At 68.8% G+C, this 20,945-nt stretch carries 17 protein-coding genes and 4 tRNA genes; 13 read left to right on the top strand and 8 right to left on the bottom strand.

The genetic code is table 11. The annotated features are described in order from the left end of the window. Positions 1-35: 35 nt before the first annotated feature. On the bottom strand, positions 36-800 hold the full coding sequence (locus tag NOCYR_RS18085) for a pyrimidine reductase family protein (protein ID WP_014351844.1): 765 nt from the start codon (positions 798-800) through the stop codon (positions 36-38). Between the two features lie 35 nt (positions 801-835). Here NOCYR_RS18085 and zapE point away from each other — a divergent pair, with 35 nt between their 5' ends. Both zapE and NOCYR_RS18075 read left to right on the top strand, forming a co-directional pair. Continuing rightward, complete coding sequence (zapE, locus tag NOCYR_RS18080; RefSeq protein ID WP_014351843.1) at positions 836-1,852, top strand: cell division protein ZapE; 1,017 nt, start codon at positions 836-838, stop codon at positions 1,850-1,852. Positions 1,853-1,976: 124 nt separating this feature from the next. Further along, positions 1,977-2,804, top strand: a complete 828-nt coding sequence (locus NOCYR_RS18075; RefSeq protein ID WP_014351842.1) for a tyrosine-protein phosphatase — start codon at positions 1,977-1,979, stop codon at positions 2,802-2,804. Between the two features lie 8 nt (positions 2,805-2,812). On the opposite strand, the gene NOCYR_RS18070 is transcribed toward NOCYR_RS18075, so the two are convergent. Next, on the bottom strand, positions 2,813-3,352 hold the full coding sequence (locus NOCYR_RS18070) for a GNAT family N-acetyltransferase (protein ID WP_014351841.1): 540 nt from the start codon (positions 3,350-3,352) through the stop codon (positions 2,813-2,815). A gap of 182 nt (positions 3,353-3,534) precedes the next feature. On the opposite strand from NOCYR_RS18070, the gene NOCYR_RS18065 reads away from it, so the two are divergent. From NOCYR_RS18065 to NOCYR_RS18055, 3 genes are all read left to right on the top strand, one after another. Next, a complete protein-coding gene (locus NOCYR_RS18065) occupies positions 3,535-5,067 on the top strand; it encodes a flavin-containing monooxygenase (RefSeq protein WP_081505444.1) in 1,533 nt (510 codons plus the stop codon). A gap of 74 nt (positions 5,068-5,141) precedes the next feature. After that, positions 5,142-6,116 (top strand): LysR family transcriptional regulator, encoded by a 975-nt coding sequence (locus NOCYR_RS18060; RefSeq protein ID WP_014351839.1) that lies wholly within the window; start codon positions 5,142-5,144, stop codon positions 6,114-6,116. Between the two features lie 162 nt (positions 6,117-6,278). Beyond that, a complete protein-coding gene (locus NOCYR_RS18055) occupies positions 6,279-7,178 on the top strand; it encodes a DUF4239 domain-containing protein (protein WP_228792665.1) in 900 nt (299 codons plus the stop codon). Here the strand turns inward: NOCYR_RS18055 and NOCYR_RS18050 are convergent. The 4 genes from NOCYR_RS18050 to NOCYR_RS18035 form a co-directional block, all read right to left on the bottom strand. Further along, on the bottom strand, positions 7,150-8,373 hold the full coding sequence (locus tag NOCYR_RS18050) for a hypothetical protein (protein ID WP_231855954.1): 1,224 nt from the start codon (positions 8,371-8,373) through the stop codon (positions 7,150-7,152). The genes NOCYR_RS18055 and NOCYR_RS18050 overlap by 29 nt on opposite strands. Positions 8,374-8,544: 171 nt before the next feature. After that, a tRNA-Val gene (locus NOCYR_RS18045) sits at positions 8,545-8,619 on the bottom strand. Position 8,620: 1 nt separating this feature from the next. Then, positions 8,621-8,691: transfer RNA gene (locus NOCYR_RS18040), tRNA-Cys, on the bottom strand. A 46-nt stretch (positions 8,692-8,737) separates the two neighbouring features. Next, positions 8,738-8,810 (bottom strand) — tRNA-Gly (locus NOCYR_RS18035). A 384-nt stretch (positions 8,811-9,194) separates the two neighbouring features. On the opposite strand from NOCYR_RS18035, the gene NOCYR_RS18030 reads away from it, so the two are divergent. Next, positions 9,195-9,266, top strand: a tRNA-Val gene (locus NOCYR_RS18030). Between the two features lie 83 nt (positions 9,267-9,349). On the opposite strand, the gene NOCYR_RS18025 is transcribed toward NOCYR_RS18030, so the two are convergent. After that, positions 9,350-10,930, bottom strand: a complete 1,581-nt coding sequence (locus tag NOCYR_RS18025) for an AMP-binding protein (protein WP_048833498.1) — start codon at positions 10,928-10,930, stop codon at positions 9,350-9,352. Then, complete coding sequence (locus NOCYR_RS18020) at positions 10,924-12,207, bottom strand: lipase family protein (RefSeq protein WP_048833497.1); 1,284 nt, start codon at positions 12,205-12,207, stop codon at positions 10,924-10,926. Before NOCYR_RS18020 ends, NOCYR_RS18025 begins: the two co-directional genes overlap by 7 nt. Positions 12,208-12,304: 97 nt before the next feature. On the opposite strand from NOCYR_RS18020, the gene NOCYR_RS18015 reads away from it, so the two are divergent. From NOCYR_RS18015 to pgsA, 7 genes are all read left to right on the top strand, one after another. Continuing rightward, complete coding sequence (locus tag NOCYR_RS18015; RefSeq protein WP_014351834.1) at positions 12,305-12,985, top strand: TetR/AcrR family transcriptional regulator; 681 nt, start codon at positions 12,305-12,307, stop codon at positions 12,983-12,985. Between the two features lie 807 nt (positions 12,986-13,792). Further along, positions 13,793-16,060, top strand: a complete 2,268-nt coding sequence (locus NOCYR_RS18010) for a SulP family inorganic anion transporter (RefSeq protein WP_014351833.1) — start codon at positions 13,793-13,795, stop codon at positions 16,058-16,060. A 105-nt stretch (positions 16,061-16,165) separates the two neighbouring features. Next, on the top strand, positions 16,166-16,597 hold the full coding sequence (locus NOCYR_RS18005; protein WP_014351832.1) for a TIGR02611 family protein: 432 nt from the start codon (positions 16,166-16,168) through the stop codon (positions 16,595-16,597). Further along, positions 16,594-17,289, top strand: a complete 696-nt coding sequence (locus tag NOCYR_RS18000) for a (2Fe-2S)-binding protein (RefSeq protein ID WP_014351831.1) — start codon at positions 16,594-16,596, stop codon at positions 17,287-17,289. The genes NOCYR_RS18005 and NOCYR_RS18000 overlap by 4 nt, the downstream gene beginning before the upstream one ends. 253 nt (positions 17,290-17,542) lie before the next feature. After that, positions 17,543-19,612 carry a threonine--tRNA ligase gene (gene thrS, locus NOCYR_RS17995; RefSeq protein WP_014351830.1) on the top strand — a complete coding sequence of 690 codons (2,070 nt, stop codon included), beginning with the start codon at positions 17,543-17,545 and terminating at the stop codon, positions 19,610-19,612. Then, positions 19,609-20,190 (top strand): HIT family protein, encoded by a 582-nt coding sequence (locus tag NOCYR_RS17990; protein WP_014351829.1) that lies wholly within the window; start codon positions 19,609-19,611, stop codon positions 20,188-20,190. Before thrS ends, NOCYR_RS17990 begins: the two co-directional genes overlap by 4 nt. Before the next feature lie 4 nt (positions 20,191-20,194). Beyond that, positions 20,195-20,881, top strand: a complete 687-nt coding sequence (gene pgsA / locus NOCYR_RS17985; protein ID WP_014351828.1) for a phosphatidylinositol phosphate synthase — start codon at positions 20,195-20,197, stop codon at positions 20,879-20,881. Positions 20,882-20,945 lie beyond the last annotated feature (64 nt).

Below are 20,945 nucleotides of genomic sequence, written 5' to 3'. Positions count from 1 at the left end.
CTGCCAGGTCTCGTGCCGTGTTTCACACAAGGCCCTCAGGTGCGCACCCACCGGATGAGCATCGTCGCGTCCTCGTCCAGCAGAATATGGGCCGGGCGCATCGCCACCCGGAACTCCTCGCGCGACAGCGAGATTCGCGGTGCGGTACCGCCGATCAGCACCGGTGCGGTGGTCAAGCACAGCTCATCGACGCGGTCGGCGCCCAGCAGATCGCCGAACAGTCGCGGCCCGCCCTCGCACAGCACCCGCAGCAGCCCACGCTCGGCCAATGCGGCGAGCATGGCCTGCGGCGATACCGCCACGTCACCGGCCTCGATCACCTCCGCCCCGGCGTCGGCGAGCTGCTGCTTGCGGATGGCCGGTGCCGCGGCGGTGGTGATGATCAGCGGGGCGACGGCGAGCGATTCGGGAAACAGGCGCCCGGCCGGGTCCAAGGCGGCGCCCGCGGTGACGACCGCGATCGGCGGGGCAGTGCCGTCGGGATGGCCGCCGAGCCCGAGCTCGTGCAGCCGCCGCCGCAGGGCCGGATCGGTCTTGGCGGGACCGTAGTTCTCCGTGCGCACGGTACCGGCGCCGACCAGCACCACGTCGGCCAGTTCGCGCAACGCGTGGAAGACCTTCGCGTCGGCGTCGGTGCCCAACCCGCCCGACACGCCGTCGCTGCTGACCGCGCCGTCGATGCTGGACACGAAATTGGCTCGCACCCACGGACGATCGAGCCCGGTGGGGTAGCCGTAGAGCTGGAACAGTTCCTCGTCGGTCAGTCCTGTGAGCTGGATCGCATTGTGGATACGCTGCATGAAGACAGATCACACCACGTCATTAGGCTTCGCCCATGCAAGAACGCCTCGTCGATCGCCATCCGGAGGTTCCGGCGGATCAACTCGTCGCCCAGATGGTGCCGCCACCCATGTTCGACGAGGTCAGCTTCGCCTCCTACATCCCCGACCCGAACGAACCCAGCCAGGCCGCCGCGGTGCGCAAGGCCGAGGAGTTCGCCGGACAGGTCGCCAAGATTCACAAGGCCGCCTCGAAGAAGAGCCTGTTCGGTAAGAAAAAGCAGGTCGACGGCGCCGGCCTCTACCTCGACGGCGGCTTCGGCGTCGGCAAGACCCACCTGCTCGCCTCGATCTTCCACAGCGCGCCCGCGCCCAAATCGTTCGGCACCTTCGGTGAGCTCACGAATCTGGTCGGTGCGCTCGGGTTCACCAACGCGGTCGAGCGGCTCAGCGCCAACAGCGTGCTGTGCATCGACGAATTCGAGCTCGACGATCCGGGCGACACCATGCTGGTCTCGCGGCTGCTGACCGAGCTGTCGGCCAGTGGCGTGTCGATCGCGGCGACCTCCAATACCCTGCCCGGCCAGCTCGGCGAGGGCCGCTTCGCCGCGCAGGACTTCATGCGCGAGATCAAGAAGCTGGGCGCGATCTTCGAGGCCGTGCGCGTCGACGGCCCCGACTACCGCCACCGTGACCTGCCGCCCGCCCCCGAACCCACCTCGCCGGACGAGCTCGCCGAACGCGCCGCCGCCACCCCCGGCTCCACCCTGGACGACTACGACCAGCTGCTGAAGCATCTGAGCACCCTGCATCCGTCGAAGTACGGCGCGCTGATCTCCGGCGTGAGCGCGGTCTACATCGACAACGTGCACCCGGTCACCGATCAGGCGGTCGCACTGCGGATCGTGGTGCTGGCCGACCGGCTCTACGACGCCAGCGTGCCCGTCACCGTGTCCGGCGCCAAGCTCGACGAGATCTTCTCCCAGGAGATGCTCGATGGTGGCTACCGCAAGAAGTACCTGCGCGCGATCTCGCGCCTGCTGGCCCTGTCGCGGTTCGAAGTCACGGCCTGATCGGCGGCGACTCGCCGAAACGGGGTTGACCGCACGGTATCCGGCTTGGTTTGCTGGGCGGGAATTGCCGTGGCGCCGTAGGCAGCAAGGCCGGGCGTCGCGCGCCGATGAGGGGAGCTTCGCCATGGTTCACCGTTCCACCATGGCCGGTTACGGCCTGCGGGTGCCGGTCGCATTGGTCGCGGGGGCGGCCATCGCCTTCGGGCCTGCCGCGGCCATCGCGCCGGCGGAGCCACCGTCGGTATCGAGCACGCTCGCCGTCGACCGGTCGCTGCACCTGGAGGGCGCCCGCAATGCGCGCGACCTCGGCGGCTACCGCACCGCCGACGGCCGCACCGTGCGCACCGGGCTGGTGTTCCGCACCGATCAGCTCGATCACCTCACCCCTGCCGACCTGGCCGAACTGAGCAAACGCCGAGTACGCGACGTCGACGATCTACGCACCGTCTACGAACGCGCGCTCGCGCCCGACCGGGTGCCCGCCGGTGCGCGCGCGAACTGGTACGACGTGATCGGCGGTGCGCCACTGCCGCAGCTGGTGTCCAGCCTGGCGGGCGGTGCCGAGATGTATCGCGCCTTCATCACCGCACCGGGCGCCAACGCGGCCATCGCGTCGGTCGTGCGTGACGTCGTCGAGAACGCGCAGGCCGCCGACGGTGGCGCCGTGCTGTTCCATTGCACGGCCGGCAAGGACCGCACCGGCTGGACGGCCGCGGTGCTGCTGAGCATCCTCGGCGTCGACCGCGCCACCGTCACCGAGGACTACCTGCTGTCGAACCACTACCGCGGCGCCGAGCCGGGAGACCTGCTCAACGGGGTCGAAGCCTCCTGGCTCGATGCCGCCTTCGATCAGGCGATCGCCGAATACGGCAGCTTCGACAACTATGTGCGCACCGGCCTCGGTCTGACCGACGCCGAGATCACCACTCTGAAGGCGCGCATGCTGGCCTGAGCCCCGGCTCAGAACACCAGCTGCATCACGTAGTCGTGGTGGACCTGATTGCCGACGGTGAAGGTCTTGGTGCCGACCGTGTCGAAGCCGTGCTTGGCGTAGAAGCGTTGCGCGCGGGCGTTTTCCTGATTCACCCCGAGCCACACACCCGCGTAACCGTCCTCGCGGGCGCGGTCGAGCGCTGCCACCATCAGTGCCGTGGACACGCCAGTCCCGTGGTGGCCGGGCAGCACATACATCTTGCTGATCTCGACCACCGGCCGCACATCGACCGCCGCCGCGACCTCCGGATCGGCGGGTTCACCACCGACGAGCATCGCGTAACCGACGATCTCGCCGCCGGCCACCGCCTTGAGCACCGTGCGCGCCGGATCGGACAGGTATTCGCCGAATCGTTCGCCCGAGAGCACCTCGGAGATGAAGATCTCGATGTCGTCGGCGGTCGCGCCGGGCGGGCACGCCAGCGGGAAGGTCGCCGCGGCGACGTCGCTGAGCGCCTCGGCATCCCATAAACCGGCCCGGTCCACGATGACTGGGGTGTTGCTCATACGTCCAGTACAGCACGAACCGCGCGCGGTGCCCGAGGTTTGCCGGGTGTGCCGTGCCGGACATCGGCAACCGCCTTGCTATGCCTGAGACCGCCCGCCACCACCGTCCCGGGCCCGCCCCGGGAGCGCCGTGACCGGGGCTCCACTTTGCCGGCGGGCCGCGGCGACGTAGTCTCCTGCGCATGAGGAGCGGGAACCGTATCGGAATCGTCGGTGCGGGTATCGCAGGTCTGGCCTGCGCCAAAGTGCTGAGTCGGGCGGGCTTTTCGGTCGAGGTGTTCGACCGCACCCCCGACGTCGGTGGGGTATGGAGCGCCACCAGGCGTTATCCGGGCCTGCGTGCGCAGACGAGCAAGCACACCTATCACTTCTCCGACCATCCGATGCCTGCCGAGTGGCCGCGGGTGCCCGACGGGCAGCAGATGCAGGAGTACCTGGCCGGATATGTGCGCCGGTTCGGCTTCGAGAGCGCATTGCGGCTGGGCACCGAGGTCGTGGCCGCCGATCCGGTGGACGGCGGCTGGCTGCTCGAAATTCGCGAGGGCGACGGCATCCACCGCACCTCCTTCGATCACCTGGTGATCGCCAACGGTGTGTTCAGTGAGCCTGCCATGCCGTACTTCCGCGGTGAGGACGCCTACCAGGCCGGTGGCGGGGCGCTCGGGCACGCTTCGCAGTTCGTCGACGTGGCGGCGGTGCGCGACCAGAACGTCGTCATCGTGGGCTATGGCCGCTCGGCCTGCGATCTGGCCGAGGCCGTCAGCCATGTCGCCGCCTCCACCACCGTGCTGGCCCGCCGGGTGAACTGGAAGCTGCCGCGCAAACTCGCCAAGGGCATCGACGCCGAACGGCTGCTGCTGACCAGGACGGGCGAGGCTCACTTCCGGCACCAGGAACCAGGCCGCTTCGAACGTTTCCTGCACGGCCCGGCCCGGTCGTTCCGCGAGAGCAACCTGGACCTGGTGCAGGCCCTGGCCGCCAAGCGCCTGCGCCTCGATGAGCTGGGGTTGATGCCGCAGGGCCGGATCGAGGAGATCGCCGACCAGTCGGTGAGTGTGGCCACCGAGGGCTTTTTCGAGCAGGTCGCCGAGGGCCGTATCACCGTCCGGCGGGAGACGACCATCGCCGAACTGCACGCCGGTCCGGCCGGCCCGACGGCGATCCTGTCCGACGGCAGCCGGATCCCCGCCGATATCGTCGTGTGCGCGACCGGCTTCCAGCAGCGGGTGCCGTTCCTGACCCCCTACATCCAGCGCCAGCTGACCGACGACAACGGCAACTTCCGCCTCTACCGGCACATCCTGCCGCTCGGCGTACCACACCTGAGCTTCGCCGGCTACAACTCCTCGCTGATCAGCGCACTGGGCGCCGAGGTCGGCGCGCACTGGACCGCCGCGCTGCTGACCGGCGATCTGCGACTGCCCAGCGCCGAGGCCATGGCCGAACACACCGACCGCAGGCTGGCCTGGCTGGAGGAGCGCACCGGGGGCAGGCACGCGCACGGCACCGTCATCGAACCGTTCGCCATCCAGAACCTCGACGACATGCTTGCCGATATGGGGGTGAAGCTGCCCCGTGGCGCGCGTGCGGCGCAATGGGTCCGGCCCATCCGCCCGGCGGCCTATCAGGTGCTCGGCAACCGCCGATCCTCCGGTGCCTCGATGCCGCAGCAGAGTGCGCCGGTCACCGAGGACGCCTACGCCGGCGACTCCTGAAGGCCCGCCTGGGCTGCGGATTACCCGGCGCGGCAAGTTTGCCGCCGGCTCGTTGCGCTGGCGATAATCCGCCGGTGGAGTCGCTGGATATGAACCTGCTGGTCGCGCTGGACGCGTTGCTGGAGACCAACAGCGTCACGCTGGCCGCCGAACGGCTGCACACCTCGGCCCCCGCGATGAGCCGCACGCTCGCGCGCCTGCGCCGCGTGCTCGGCGATCCGCTGCTGGTGCGGGCCGGCCGCAACCTGGTGCCGACCCCGCGTGCGCTGGAACTGCGCCATGAGGTCAGCCGCCTCGTCGACCAAGGCCGCAGCCTGCTCACCCCGCGCGCCGCTCTCGATCCGGCAACGCTCAAGCGCGGGTTCAGCATCCGCGCCGGCGACGGCGTACTCGCCGAACTGTCCGCACCGCTGCTGGCCGCCGTGCGCGCCGAGGCGCCCGGTGTCACGCTGCACTTCCTGCCGGACACGGCCGACGGTGCGGGCGCGCTGCGTGAGGGCCGGGTGGACGTGGAGGTCGGCGTCATCGAGCACACCGATCCGGAGACCGTCGTCCAGCACATCCTGCTCGACCGCTGGATCGGAGTGGCGGCCCCGGAGCACCCGCTGATCACCGACAAGGTCACCGTCGCCGCCTACGCCGGTGCCGCGCATCTGAGCATCTCCCGGGTCGGTCGCGCCCGCGGTCCGATCGACGATCGGCTGGCCCTGCACGGTCGCACCCGCCGCGTCGTCGCCACCGTCCCGGATCTGATGACGGGCCTGCTCGCGGTGCGCGCGGGTGCGCTGGTCTGCCCGGCGCCGGCCCGCCTCTCCGCGGCGCTGCTGGCGCCATTGGGGCTGTGCGCCTTCGACATTCCGCTGCCACTACCCGGTATCTCGGTGGGCATGGCATGGCATCCGCGTAACACCGCCGACAGCGGCCATCTATGGTTACGCGGGCTGATCCGCACGATCCTCACCGACGGAGCAGCCGCGGCCGCCGACACGGTCGCCGCCGACATCACATCGCGGCGGCAGAGCCGTCGCGGGCGAGTCGCATCTGGATAACGCCTCACGGTGAAAGGGTGGCGGGGACCGGCCGGTTGCCGCACCCTGGAAAGTGCCGGTCTGTGCCGGGCAGGTCGCTATGGGATGGGTTAGGTGGGTGGTCGCGTGCAGACGAAGCAGCGGACAGACAACGCGTGCGGGCGCCGGGCAATCCTTGCCGAGTTGGGGATATCGGACGGACCAGGCAAAACGCGTCAGGCCAGGGAGTCACCGGCCGGTTACGGGTGCGGGTGCGCGCGGTGCGCCGCCGCGCAGTGGGATGTCCAGCGACTGAAGTTCTGGCTGGCCGCCCGGATGCTCGCGTTCGGGGCCGACGAGGCCGTGGTGGACCGCCGGATCGGCTCGGTGACCGTAGACGTCTACTGGCGTAAAGGTGACAGCCGCTACGCGATCGAGGTGCGCACCGGACCCCTCACTCAGGAACTGGCCCAGGCACATACGGATCGGTTGCGCGCCATCGGGTTCACCGGGGTGCTGTGGTTGTGCGCGCCCGGTTTCTGGGTGGCGCAGCTGCCCGCGCTCGGCATCGAGGACCTCGAACCCAACTCCTGCGACTATCGCACCGTCTCGGGGCTGCTGGAGCTCGGTCCCGATGGTGTGGTGGTCCCGCGGCAGCAGCCCTACGAGTTGCGCGAGTTCCTGCGTCAGTGGGTGGAAGGTGAGGTCGCGTGGGGTTACCGCGACGAGTTGAGGAAGGGATGGGCACCGGTGACCGATTGGGAGCAGCACACCAAGACGCAGGCGATGATGATCGCCCGTCAGCGTCAGGAACTGGTGAACCAGCGCACCGCGCTGGCGATGTCACGGAAATCGCTGCGCGACAAGACCAAACAGATCGCCAAGCTCTCTCACCGGATGGAGCGCTCGGAACACACCGTGCAAAAGCACGCCGACGCGGTGGCCGAGGCCCAGCGCAAGCTGATCGACCAGCAGCGGTCCGAACGGGCGCTGCGCGCGGCGATCGCCCGGCTGCATCAGACCATCAACCACTGGCAGCTGATCACCATCTTCTCGATGATGCTGCTGGTGACGTTCATGACGGCGACACTGGTGATGCGCTGATCCGGTAGCTGCCGCGATCCCACGACCAGTCATGTCGCAGCACCGCGGCGGCCAGATCCAGTGGTTCGAGGCCGGTATCGGCGCGTAGCTGCCGTAGCGCGGGCCAGCTCGCCTGGCCCTGGTCCACCAGTTCGCACAGGGGTGTTTCCACGGTGGGGTCGATGTGGCGTGTGGCCAGTTCGGGTACTCCGATCGTCGATCCGGTCCACACCAGCAGGCCCCAGCCGTTGTCGTGTGCGTAGGCGCGGGCGGCGGCCGCGCGGGCGCGGTAGTCGCGGAAGGCGATGCGGCCCAGCGGTTGTACCTCGATCAGCGCGATGCGCCCGTCGGCCAGCTGGGTCGCCGCGGTGGGGAAGTGCACGTCCTGCTCGCCGTCCACCTGGTAGAGCACGGCGTCGGGATTCTCCTGGAAGGTGCTGATCCGCTCGTCGGCGTTGAGAATGCCCAGCAGCCGCGCTTCGAGTCCGGAGTCGAAGCCGACGTCGCGACCCACCTTGTCCAGGTAGAAGCGGCCTCGTCCGTCGTCGTCGCCGTCGAGCGTGCGCGCGGAGTCGGTGGGCAGGGGTGTGGGGAAGGTGGAGCCGGTGGGCCATTCGACGCGGTCGAGCCAGGCGTTGTCGTGGCCGACGGGGAACGGTGCGCCGTCGTGCAGTCTGGCCAGCCGGTGGTTGGTCTTCTTGCGCCAGGCGGCCAGGCGCTGGGTGACGAATCCGGAGATCCGTCGGGCGTCGGCCGCGTCGTGCCCGGCCAGTCGCAGTTTCAGGTAGGAGAGTTCGTTGGCGACGAGATCGGTGGCGGTGACGTAGGTTTCGGTCAGCAGCGCCCGCACGAGCTGCTGGTCCTTGGCGGTGGTGGGGTAGCGGGCCGCGAATTCGGCGGCGGGCAGGGCGCCGGCAAGCTTGGCTTGCCGTAGGAGTTCACCGGCGGCTTTGGTGTGCAGCTGCCGGATGCGGTCGCGGGAGAAGTCGAAGCCGGCCGCGATCCTGGTGAGCGTTTGCGGGCCGCGGTCGCCGAGGCCGAGGCGTAGCCGCAGGATTTCCGCTGCTCGCGGCCGGTCCAGCGCGTAGTCGTCGACCAGCCGGGTGAGCCGTTCGTCCATGTCGTCGAGTGCGAAGCCGAGGTGTTCGGCGAGGTCGTCGACCATATCGTCGGCGGTATCCGCGCTGTCGTGCTCCCGAACCCGATCTGTCGCCACCCGTATGACTTTCTGCTGGGGACCGGTGGTGTCCGGTCGCTGCGCCGTTGTCGGCGTCAGCCTAGCGGTGGGCACCGACGGGTTCCGGCTGCTGCGACCGGCGCGGTCGGCCCTCGAGCCGGGTACCGCTGGGAAACACGAAAGCCCCGGCCGAAGCCGGGGCTTTCATGATGGTGCGCGATACTGGGATTGAACCAGTGACCTCTTCCGTGTCAGGGAAGCGCTCTCCCGCTGAGCTAATCGCGCGAGGTGGAGACGGGAATCGAACCCGTGTGCACGGCTTTGCAGGCCGTTGCCTCACCACTCGGCCACTCCACCGCGCAAAGGGGGACGGCGAATAATTATTGCCTGGCCCTACCTCTCGAGCGGATGACGGGATTCGAACCCGCGACCCTCACCTTGGCAAGGTGATGCGCTACCAGCTGCGCTACATCCGCATTTCGCCTCCCGGTGGCGGGTTGTTCGCCTCCGTGGTGCGAGACAGAACATTAGCCGACGTTCGGCGCAACCTACAAATCCGCTGGTAGGAGGGCCCGAAATCGAATTACACGCGGGTAGTTCCAGTGCTGGTTCGGTGGTGAGTGTTCATCGGGTACGGATCGTGGGCCACTGGGTGCGCCGGCGGAGCCGAAGTTGCGCCGGCACCGCCGGATCGCCCGCGCCGGATGTCGGCTCAACCGCCTCCCGCATGTCCCGGCCGGGTGTGAACGACTGCCCGGGAGGGGCGATTTGGTAGTCGGCGGGGGCTGCGTGTTAAGGTTCCTACTCGTTCGGACGGTGCCCCGCAGCGCGGTCCGGATGGCCGCTCGCCGGCCGATGATGGTCTCATAGCTCAGCGGGAGAGCGTCCGCCTCACACGCGGAAGGTCGCTGGTTCGATCCCAGCTGGGACCACTCGAAAAGGGCCCTGACCAGTATCAACCGGTCAGGGCCCTTTCTTGTGTTCGGGCTCGGTCAGCCCAGCGGGCGCGTGGATCTCACTGCTCGACCGAATAGTGCGTGCCCAGCTGCCTGCGGTCGATCTTGCCCGTCGGCGTCCGCGGCAATTCGTCGAGGAAGAACACATCCCGCGGCGCCTTGAAGCGCGCCAGATGCGCCTTGACGAACTCCTGCACGCCCGGCTCGTCCACGGGCCCGGTGCGCACCACGAACGCCGCCAGACGGGCACCGAACTCCTCGTCGGGAACCCCCATGACCGCGGCCTCGGCGATCTCCGGATGGCTGTAGAGCAGATCCTCCACCTCGCCGGGGAAGACGTTCTCACCGCCGGAAACGATCATGTCGTCATCGCGTCCGTCGATGAACAGCCGGCCCGCGGCGTCCAGATGACCCAGGTCGCCGGTACTCATCAGCCCGTCCCGGATCGCCTTGCAGCCGCCACCGGAATAGCCCTGGAAGGCAATGGAATTACCGACATGGACGGTGCCGACTGCGCCCGGCTCGGTGACCCGGCGGCCATCGGCGCCGTAGAGCGCGACGGTGATGCCGACCGGTGCCCGCCCGACCGTGCCGGGCGCGGCGAGCCAATCCTCGGGAGTCGCGATGGTGGCGGTGCCGGTTTCGGTGCAACCGTAGAAGTTGTAGATCACCGGGCCGAAGGCCTCGACCGCGCGATCGCCGAGCGCCGGGGGTAGCGCGGCGCCCGCGGTGAACACGATGCGCAGGGCCGAGGTGTCGTAGCCGGCCAGCGTTTCGGGGCCGAGATCGAGGATCCGGCGCAACATCGTCGGCACCAGAACGACCATGTCGCAGCGATGTTCGGCCAGCTGCGCCACCGCCCGCGCGGCATCGAAGCGACCGTGCAGCACCAGTGTCGAGCCGAGATTGAGCGCGAGGATGAACTGCGACAGCGCGGTGCCGTGGAACAGCGGCGCGCATAACAGGATCGTCTGCTCGCGCCGCAAGGGCACCCGATCGAGGAATTGCGCCGCGGCCAGCGGCGACTCGACCCGTCGCGGTGCGCCCTTCGGTGTGCCCGTCGTCCCGCCGGTGAGCAGTACGAAACCGCCCTGCCTGCGGGGCTGCGCCAGCCGGCAGGTGCCGGTCGGGTCCTCGGCATCCAGTCGCCACACCTCGGCCGGCAGGTCATCGGTCATCTCGTGCAGCTCTGGATCGGTGACGACGGCGCTCACCCCCTCCCGCGCGCACACGTCCTGCATCTGGGTCCGGCCGAACCCGGTATTGAGCAGCACCAGCCGGGCGCCGAGCCAGGCCGTGGCGGCCATCGTGGCGACCAGTCGCACGCTGTCGCGGCCGAGGACCGCCACCGTGTCGTCGCCGCTGATCCCGGCCGCACGCCAGCGCGCCGCCAGGAGCTGGGCCCGGGTGTCCAGGTCGCGATAGGTGTAGGAACCGGATCGATCGATCAGCGCGACCCGGTCGGGCGTGCGGCGCGCCGACTCGTGGATACCCCCGGCGATCGGCCCCAGCCGGCGCATCGTGGCGGCCTTGCGGACGAGCGCGTCGGGCCTGCGCACATCGATCATGCCGCCACGCTGCAAGACGGCGATCTGGCGTGCGGTGGTCCGCCAGCGCGCCGGTGACGCGGCGCTCAACATACCCGCGGCCCCGGGTCGGCCCCGGCGATCACGGCCATCACCCAGGCCACCGTAGCCAGCTCGGGCACGATCTCGGCGCTCAGATGCTCCGAGGCCGGGACGCGGAAGTAGCGCATGTTCACCCCGCGCTCGCAGTAGGACCCGGCGATCCCGTCCCAGGCCAGCTCGGCCGGAAGCAGCTGATCGGTGGTGGAATGCCAGGCCAGGATCGGCATATCCGGCGTGTTCTCGGGACGGCCGAAGCTCGCCTCCGACAGCGCCTTCTGCACCACCGGATGCTGGAGGATCTCCGGATTCTTCAGGTAGTTCACCATCGGCCGCAGCAGCGTGGTCCCGACGACCGTGTAGAGGCAGCGGTTGCTCAGATCCGCGGCGATCCGCGCGCCGTCCGGGGTGAGCTCTTCCTGCAGCAGTCGATCGAACTCCGGGTAGGCGCGCGCCAAGCCGAGCACCGCCAGCCAGCCGGTGAAGTTCGCCTGCGGTTGCGCACCGGAGATGGCGTACGGGGCGATGGCGGCCTTGTCGCCCGGAATACCGCCCTGCGCACTGGCTTTGATCGGCAACTCGGGCGCGTATCGCGCGTGCTGCTCGGCCGCCGAGGCAGTGGCGTTACCGCCACCGGAGTAGCCCCACATGCCGATGGGTGAGTGCTCGAGCCCGCGTCCGGCCCGCTTGGCGGCGCGTAGGCCGTCGAGCACCATGATGCCTTCGCTGGGCGCCATGATGGCGTTGTTCTTGCCGTCGAAGTCCGGCACCGCGACGGCCGCACCGGTGGCCAGGAACTGGCTGATGATGGCGATTTCCTTCTGCAACCCCGCGCGCAATGTGTAAGAGGGGTTGCACTGCGGCCCGAGGCTGTCGATCGCCTCCTGATACGAGATCAGCGGACGCGGGCCGGGGCCGAGCCAGGGAATGCCGGGCATGAGCACCGTGGTCGCCGTGACCACGGGATTGTGCTGGGCGTCGTTGGTTCGATACAGCAGCTGCGTGGTGTGCACCGGGACGGGCACAGCTAGCGAATAGGTCTGCACGACGCGGCTGCGCACGACGTCACCGGGGGCGTAGCGGGCGAGGTCCGCGGGATCGGCGTACCAGGGGTCCTCGTCCGGGGTCGGAATCGGCACCACCGCCGGATACACCTGCGCCTCGTTGGGTAGCGGCGGCAGCGGGATGTCGTCGGCGACGGCCGGTCCCGCGGCGCCGACCAGCGCGACGGCCAGCAAGGCCGGTACGAATACGCGAACGGAACGGTGACAGATCGCCCTGCGTCGTTGCATGGGAACTCCTTCGATCGGGTGACGTCGATTACAGCATGTGCTCTTGTTATGAACAAGAGATCTTGTTCGTATTGGATTGCTCGGTATGGTGGGACCCGTGGTGGCTACCGAAGAAATCGGCTCGGCGCGGCCCACCGGCTCGCGTGGCCGGCGCATCCAGGGCCTGGACGCCGACCAGCGCCGCGCCCGTCGGCGTGAACAACTCCTCGATGCCGCATTCGAACTGATCGCCCGTGACGGATATGCCGGTACCTCCATCGAGCAGATCGCCCAGACCGCCTACGTCGGCAACAAGGCGTTCTACGAGCAGTTCGAGAGCAAGGAAGCCTGCTACCTCGCCCTGCTGCAATCGATCAGCGAGCGCATTCAGCGCCGCGTGCTGGCGGCGTTCGAGGACGTCGAGCCGGGCGGTGACGTGCCCGCGGCCGTGATCGCCGCCCTCGCCCACGCCCTGGTCGACGATCCACGCGTCGCCGCCGTCACCTTCGGCGAAGCCAGCGGCATCTCGCCGAAAGTGGAGGCGCAGCGCCGCGCCAACCGGCGCTGGGCGGCGCAGTTCCTCGAATCTCTGTGGCGCCGTGAGGGAATCGTCGACGAGGGGATCGCTCTCGATACCCATGCGCTCGCGGTGTCGACGATCGGCGGGCTGTTCGACACGATCGCCGACTGGTTGCATCACGCCGACCGGGAGAACCCGGATATCGACTTGCTCATCACCCACCTGACGACGTTCGCCCGCGTCGTGCACGCCGGTATCGCGGCGCTCGGGCAGCGCTAGAGCACCTGCCGGACGCTGTGGCGGTGCGCCCCAATCCTTCCCATCGCTGACAAATCACGACTGTGGCCCGAGTCACAGTTTGATAGCGGTTGTCATCTTCGGGTCCCAAAGCCTTTTCGTCAGCTTTGGTAAGTCTTTACTATCGATCTGTTCCGCGTTACCCGGGCGGTTCGGTCGCCACGAAGAGCCCTCGTTACCGTTTCGCCCGCGCTCGATCTCGATGCCAGTGCATGTTCCACCGATGAACCGGCGCGGCTGCGGTCACACCGGCGAAGGAGAAATATGTCGACCGACACCGACCCCGCATCACGGATCTCTTCGCATCTCGGGCGCCCTGTCCGGCCGCCTCGTCCCGCCTGTCGCGATGTTCTCGAACAGGCGAATTCCCGTTCCGCACAGGATCTTCGGATGGCCGCGCGCGCGGCGGGCCTGCGGCGCGTGCGGGTGGTGCGGGCGCTGTTGAACCGTAGGGGATGACCACGCCACGGCAAGCTTCGTCGTCATCGGTGGGTGCGGGACGAGATATCGCGTCGATGGCGCTACCGGCGCGTCGCCGAGGGGTCTGGTCACTTGTGGCGACTGATGTGGTGTGGCTCACGGGCCCGGCGGATTGTGGCGGATCGTACGAAATGTCCGCTTCTCAGGCTTTGCTAAGTCTTTACTAATATCCTTGTTGTGGTTTAAATCTCGGCCCGCTGCCGTGCCGGGAGCCTCTTCACCGCGAGATGCCGGTTCGCGGTCCTTGCCCGACTGGACATGTTGATCGTCAACCGACCTCGGCGCTTGCCGAGTCGGCGAAGGAGAACAATGGCTACCAAGATCGATCCGAACCCACCGCTGTCGCCGCCAGGCGAGCCGGCGTCCGGATCCACCCTGTCCGACCGTCTGTCTTCGATCCTGCGCTACGATCTGCCCGCCTCGATCGTGGTTTTCCTTGTCGCACTGCCGTTGTCGCTCGGCATCGCGTACGCCTCCGGCGCGCCGGTCGCCGCCGGACTCATCGCCGCCGTGATCGGCGGTATCGTCGCCGGTTCGCTCGGCGGCTCCGTGCTCCAGGTGAGCGGCCCGGCCGCCGGTCTCACCGTCATCGTCGCCGAATCCATCAACCAATTCGGCTGGCGCATCACCGGTTTCATCGTCGTCGCGGCCGGTGCGTTACAGATCCTGTTCGGCCTGAGCCGCATCGCCCGCGCCGCGCTGGCCGTCGCGCCGGTGGTGGTGCACGCGATGCTCGCCGGTATCGGTGTCACCATCGCGCTGCAGCAGGTGCACGTGCTGCTCGGCGGTGATTCGGAGAGCTCGGCCTGGGGCAATATCTCCACCCTGCCCGCGCAGCTGGGCTCGCTGCACGCCGGCGGCGCCTTCGTCGGACTGGTCGTCATCGCGATCATGCTCGGCTGGAAGTATGTGCCCCAACGCATTCGAGTGGTGCCGGGACCGCTGGTAGCCATCCTGCTCGCCACCGTGCTCTCGCTGGCGCTGCCGCTGGACGTGGCGCGCATCAAGCTGGAGGGCTCCCTGTTCGACGCGATCGCGCTGCCGGAGATCCCCAGCGGCAACTGGTCTGCCGTCGCGATCATGATCCTCACCTTCGCCCTGATCGCCAGCGTGGAGAGCCTGCTCTCGGCGGTCGCCATCGACAAGATGCACACCGGCCCGCGGGCGAATTTCGACCGCGAGATGATCGGCCAGGGCTCGGCCAACATGCTGTCCGGCCTGCTCGGCGGCCTGCCGGTCACCGGCGTCATCGTGCGTAGCTCGACCAACGTGATGGCGGGTGCGCGCAGCCGTGCCTCGGCGATCATGCACGGCGTATGGGTGCTGCTGTTCTCGGTGGCGCTGGCCGGGCTGGTGCAGCAGATCCCGCTGGCGGCGCTGGCCGGTCTGCTGATCGTGATCGGCGTGCAGCTGGTCAAGATCGCCCACATCAAGATGGCCCATCGCACCGGCGACCTGGTGGTCTACCTGGTCACCATCACCGCGGTGGTCTTCCTGAACCTGCTCGAGGGCGTGCTGATCGGTCTCGCGCTGGCGTTCGCGCTGCTGTTGTGGCGGGTCGTGCGAGTCGTGCTCGATGCCAAACCGCTCGCGGGCAGTGACCGCTGGCTGGTGAGCATCGACGGGTCGTGCACGTTCCTGGCGCTGCCGAAACTGTCCTCGACCCTGGCCAAGGTGCCCGCAGGCGTGGACGTCACCGTGGAAATGACGGTCGACTTCCTCGACCACGCCGCCTACGAGGCCATCATCGACTGGGCCCGCCAGCACGAAGCCAATGGCGGCACCGTCGATTTCGTGGAGATCGGCTCGGCCCGGATGGAAGCCGCCATCAGCGCGCCGCCGGCCCGCAGCTTCGGCCGCGTCGTCCTCGACGATGTGCTCGGCCCCTGGCGAGTAGGTGAGCGCGACGAGCAGAAGGGCAGCGACGATGTGCACGACCCGATCGTCAGCGGCATCGCCGCCTACCACCGCAGCCACGCCCACCTGGTGCGCCCGCATCTGGACGAGCTGCGCGACCGGCAGGACCCGGATTCGTTCTTCCTGACCTGCTCGGATTCGCGGATCGTGCCCAACATCATCACCAACAGCGGCCCGGGCGATCTGTTCACCGTGCGCAATGTCGGCAACCTGGTGCCCGAACACGGCGACGCCTCGGTGGAATCGGCGCTGGTCTTCGCGCTGCAGAACCTGAGCGTGCGCTCGGTGGTGGTGTGCGGTCATTCCTCCTGCGGCGCGATGACCGCGCTGCACTCCGGCCAGCCGTGCGGGCCCGAGATCGACGCCTGGCTCGAGCATGCCCGGCCGAGCTTGGAGCGCTTCCGCGACGACCATCCGGTGCGCCGGGCCGCCGCGGCCGCGGGCTTCGGTGAGGTGGATCAGCTGAGCATGGTCAATATCGCCGTGCAGCTCGAGCATCTGCACCGGCATCCGGTGGTGAGCCGGGCGGTGGCCGAACGCGGGGTGACGGTGTCGGGGCTGTTCTTCGATATCGCCAGCGCGCGGGTGATCGAGGTCCGCGTCGACGGGATCGCCCATATCGACGAGTCCGGGCGACGTGTCGCCGCGCAGCTCGTCTGAGCCGTCGAACGGTAGCGAGTGCCCGCTCGTCCCGGCACGGGATTGGCGGGCACTCGTGTGCCGCGGGCCGGTGGCCGCGGTCCGGACGCGCTCTAGGCTGGGACTGTGAGCATCGAGCTGGACCCGGAACAGTCCACCAAGCCCGGCCCCTGGCGCGCCTTCCGGAACAAGGTGAGCGCCCGACCTACCCTGAACCTCGCCTACCGGATCGTTGTAGCGCTGGTCGGGACGGTCGTGCTCGTCATCGGCATCGTCGCGATTCCCTACCCCGGTCCCGGCTGGGCGATGGTTTTCGCCGGTCTCGGCATCCTGGCCACCGAATTCGCCTGGGCGCGACGCGCCCTGGGCTGGCTGCGGGACCGGTACCGCCAGGTCATGGCCTGGTACGGCGCCCGCGGGCCGGTGTTCAAGGCGCTGGCCGCGCTGGCCACCGCCGCGCTCGTCGTGGCGACCCTGTGGATTCTCGGAACATTCGGATTGATCGGCGGCTGGATCGGAGTCGAATGGCAATGGTTGCGCAGTCCCCTGATGTCGTGAACACCGTCCCGGGCCGGATGCTCACCGACCCGGACTGGTTGACCGCACGCATCGCGGAGATGGGGCGCTCCTGGGGGACCGGCGCGGCGCGCGTCGGCGGCACCCTGTGGTGGTGCATGGTGGCCTCGGCGCTGGTCGAGCCCGTCGCCCGGGCCTACGCCGCCGGGCAGCGCGCACCGCTGGCGCGGTTGGACCGCATCGGCTGCGAGGTGCGACCCGATGGCGGTGTCGACCGCATCGTTTTCGCCGGATCGACCGACGCGCTCCAGGCCGGCGGGGAATCAGGCGGCGACCGATTCCACGACGCCGACGTGACGGTGAACCAGGACCGGCCCGGCGCGGCGCCGTCGGCGGCCGGAACCGCGCTGCGGGACACGCTCACCGCGGTGATCACTCAGGTCGCCGCCGTATCCGGCGCCCGGCCGCCCGCGCTGTGGGCGGTGGTGGCCGACGCCATCGGCAATCGCGCCATCGACGCGGGCGCGCCCGATGCCGCGCCCCGGCTGGCCGCCGAGATCGGCGGCAAGCTGCCCGCACCGCGGTTCGTCGAGGTCGGTGACCGTACCTTCGTCCGCCGCATCTCCTGCTGCCTGGTCTACGAGGTCCCCGGCTGCGAGATGTGCACCTCCTGCCCCAAACGACCCAGCGCCGAACGCGAGCAGCTGCTCGCCCAGACGGCGTCGCGGGACTGATCGGCCGCCAGGTCGCGCCGAGCGGGCCGCGCGCGTCGTACGGTCCGGCCGTGGGTGTCGGACCGGGCACATCGCGCCCGGTCCGTCGTCACATGAGCGCGGACCTCCCGATAGCATGGTCGCGGCCGGGTTCCACCCGGCCTGCGATCGACGGATCGAGCCGTCACGAACCGGGGTGGCCCGGAGTGAACGGCTGTCCGACACCGGAGCGAGCCGGCCGAGACCGGCCGCGGAAACCTAGGAGAGCACAGCCGTGACCACCACAGCGCCCCTCAGCCCAGCCGCCCTCGTCCGGGTGCCGGCCGGGACTACGGCGGGTGCCGCGGTGCGTGAGGCGGGCCTGCCGACCAAGGGACCGGAGACCATCGTCGTGGTGCGCGATGCCGCCGGCGATCTCAAGGACCTGTCCTGGACCCCGGACGTCGACGTCGAGGTGACCGCGGTCGCCGCCAACACCGAGGCCGGCCGCAGCGTCATCCGCCACTCGGCGGCGCATGTGCTGGCCCAGGCCGTCCAGCAGGAGTTCCCCGAGGCCAAGCTCGGCATCGGCCCGCCGATCAAGGACGGCTTCTACTACGACTTCCGCGTCGACAAGCCGTTCACCCCGGATGATCTGGCCAAGCTGGAATCCCGGATGAAGAAGATCATCAAAGGCGCGCAGCGGTTTTCGCGCCGGGTGGTCGAGGTCGAGGACGCCCGGGTGGAGCTGGCGAACGAGCCGTTCAAGCTGGAGCTGATCAGCGACAAGTCGGGTATCGACGACCCCGAGGTGATGGAGGTCGGCGGTAAAGAGCTGACCATCTACGACAACCTCGACCCGCGTTCGGGCGAGCGGGTGTGGGGCGATCTGTGCCGCGGCCCGCACATCCCCACCACCAAGTTCATCCCGGCCTTCAAGCTCACCCGCAGCTCGGCCGCCTACTGGCGCGGCGATCAGAACCGCGAGGACCTCCAGCGCATCTACGGCACCGCGTGGGAGTCGCCGGAGGCGCTCGACGAGTACATGCACCTGCTGGCCGAGGCCGAACGCCGCGACCACCGCAAGCTCGGCCTGGAACTGGACCTGTTCAGCTTCCCCGACGAACTGGGCTCGGGGCTGCCGGTGTTCCACCCCAAGGGCGGCATCATCCGCAAGGAACTCGAGGAGTACTCGCGGCGGCGGCACGTGGCGGCGGGCTACGAGTTCGTCAACACCCCGCACATCACCAAGGGCCATCTGTTCGAGGTGTCCGGCCACCTGGACTGGTACCGCGACGGCATGTTCCCGGCCATGCACCTGGACGCCGAGTACAACGACGACGGCACCGTCCGCAAGCCCGGCCAGGACTACTACGTCAAGCCGATGAACTGCCCGATGCACAACCTGATCTTCCGCTCGCGTGGCCGGTCGTATCGGGAGCTGCCGCTGCGGCTGTTCGAATTCGGTTCGGTGTACCGCTACGAGAAGTCCGGTGTGGTGCACGGCCTGACCCGGGTGCGCGGCATGACCCAGGACGACGCGCACATCTACTGCACCAAAGAGCAGATGCACGCGGAGCTGACCAACACCCTGCACTTCGTGCTGGATCTGCTCAAGGATTACGGCCTCGACGACTTCTACCTGGAGCTGTCGACCAAGGACCCGGACAAGTTCGTCGGCTCCGACGAGATCTGGGAGGAGGCCACCGAGACCCTGTCGAAGGTGGCCGCGGCCTCCGGCCTGGAGCTGGTGCCGGATCCGGGCGGCGCCGCGTTCTACGGGCCGAAGATCTCGGTGCAGGCCAAGGACGCGCTCGGGCGCACCTGGCAGATGTCGACCATCCAGCTCGACTTCAACCTGCCCGAACGGTTCAACCTGGAATACACCGCCTCCGATGGCACCAAGCAGCGTCCGGTGATGATTCACCGCGCCCTGTTCGGGTCGATCGAACGCTTCTTCGGCGTGCTCACCGAGCATTACGCGGGCGCGTTCCCGGCCTGGCTGTCGCCGGTGCAGGTGGTCGGCATCCCGGTCGCCGAGGCCTTCGCACCGCATCTGGACCGGGTGATCGAACTGCTGCACGAGGCCGGGGTGCGCGCCCAGGTCGACCGTAGCGACGACCGGATGCAGAAGAAGATCTTCAACAACACCGCCCAGAAGGTGCCGTTCATGCTGCTGGCCGGTGAGCGTGATGTGAACGCCGACGCCGTCAGCTTCCGGTTCCGCGACGGCACCCAGGTCAACGGGGTGCCGGTGGCCGACGCGGTGGAGACCATCGTCGATTGGATCGCGCGGCGCGACAACAGCTCGCCGACCGCGGAAGGCTTCGAGATCCGTCCCGCCGGTGGCGGTGAGCGTCGATGAGTGACAGCGGCGCCGCCGCGTTGCGGGGCACCGACAACGGCGGCGACATCGTCGATCACGGTGCGGGGGAACCGGATCGGTTGCAGCGGCTGTGGACGCCGTACCGGATGTCCTATATCGCCGAGGCGGCGACCGCCACACCCAAGGACGCGACCGGGCATCCGTTCACCGATATCCCGAAGATGACCGACGAGGACGGCCTCGTGGTGGCACGCGGGGAGCTGGTGTACGCGGTGCTCAACCTGTACCCGTACAACCCCGGCCACATGATGGTGGTGCCGTACCGCCGCGTCGCGGATCTGGAAGATCTCACCGAGGCCGAGAGCGCCGAGCTGATGGCGTTCACCCAGCAGGCGATCCGGGTGATCAAGCGGGTGTCGCGGCCGCACGGTTTCAATGTCGGGCTCAATCTCGGTGGGGTGGCGGGCGGATCGCTGGCCGATCACCTGCACCAGCACATCGTGCCGCGCTGGGGTGGCGACGCGAACTTCATCACGGTGGTCGGCGGGGTCAAGGTGATGCCCCAGTTGCTCAGGGAGACCAGGGCGCTGCTAGCCGCGGCCTGGGACGAGGAGTAGATCGGTGCTCAGCATCTTCGGTCGCGCGACGTTCGCCAAAGCGACGGCGCCGCTCGGCAAGGCGCTGGTGCGCACCGGCCTCACCCCGGACGCGATGACCCTGATCGGGACCGCCGCCTCGATCATCGCGGCGATGACGCTGTTCCCGTCCGGTCACCTGTTCTGGGGCACCATGGTGATCTGGCTGTTCGTCATGTTCGACATGCTCGACGGCGCCATGGCCCGGGCCCGCGGCGGCGGCACGAAATACGGTGCGGTGCTCGACGCCACCTGCGACCGGGTCGCCGACGGCGCGATCTTCGGCGGTCTGGCCTGGTGGGCGGTCTATCACGAGAACAGCAAGCCCTTGTTGTTCGCTACCCTGGTCGTGCTGGTGACCTCGCAGGTGATCTCCTATGCGAAGGCCAGGGCCGAAGCCAGTGGACTGTCCGCCGACGGCGGGCTCATCGAACGCCCGGATCGGCTGGTCATCGTGCTGGTGGGCGCCGGATTCACCGGCATCGGCGGATATTGGGGGATCGAATGGCTGACCTGGGCGGTGCACGTCGCGATGTGGATCCTCGCGGTGCTCAGCATCGTGACGGTGTTGCAGCGCGTGCTGGCGGTGCGCAATTCGGCGGGGGCGCGCGACATCATCCCGATGACGCCGCCGCAGACCGAGAACACCACCGACCCGGAGCGGCGGTCGTGACCGCGACCGAGACCCGCCCCGCACACCCGCAATCCGAGGACGGTTTCTCCGCGCGTGTCAAAGG

The organism is Nocardia cyriacigeorgica GUH-2 (assembly GCF_000284035.1).
GTDB lineage: Bacteria > Actinomycetota > Actinomycetes > Mycobacteriales > Mycobacteriaceae > Nocardia > Nocardia cyriacigeorgica_B.
The sequence above is the reverse complement of the archived record's forward strand: the minus strand, read 5'-3'. Positions and strand labels throughout refer to the sequence as shown.

Bases quoted from the DNA above. Each gene is read 5' to 3' on its own strand.
- NOCYR_RS18085 (WP_014351844.1), bottom strand. From the start codon at position 800: ATGCAGCGTATCCACAATGCGATCCAGCTCACAGGACTGACCGACGAG.
- zapE (WP_014351843.1), top strand. From the start codon at position 836: ATGCAAGAACGCCTCGTCGATCGCCATCCGGAGGTTCCGGCGGATCAA.
- NOCYR_RS18075 (WP_014351842.1), top strand. From the start codon at position 1,977: ATGGTTCACCGTTCCACCATGGCCGGTTACGGCCTGCGGGTGCCGGTC.
- NOCYR_RS18070 (WP_014351841.1), bottom strand. From the start codon at position 3,352: ATGAGCAACACCCCAGTCATCGTGGACCGGGCCGGTTTATGGGATGCC.
- NOCYR_RS18065 (WP_081505444.1), top strand. From the start codon at position 3,535: ATGAGGAGCGGGAACCGTATCGGAATCGTCGGTGCGGGTATCGCAGGT.
- NOCYR_RS18025 (WP_048833498.1), bottom strand. From the start codon at position 10,930: ATGTTGAGCGCCGCGTCACCGGCGCGCTGGCGGACCACCGCACGCCAG.
- NOCYR_RS18020 (WP_048833497.1), bottom strand. From the start codon at position 12,207: ATGCAACGACGCAGGGCGATCTGTCACCGTTCCGTTCGCGTATTCGTA.
- NOCYR_RS18010 (WP_014351833.1), top strand. From the start codon at position 13,793: ATGGCTACCAAGATCGATCCGAACCCACCGCTGTCGCCGCCAGGCGAG.
- NOCYR_RS17990 (WP_014351829.1), top strand. From the start codon at position 19,609: ATGAGTGACAGCGGCGCCGCCGCGTTGCGGGGCACCGACAACGGCGGC.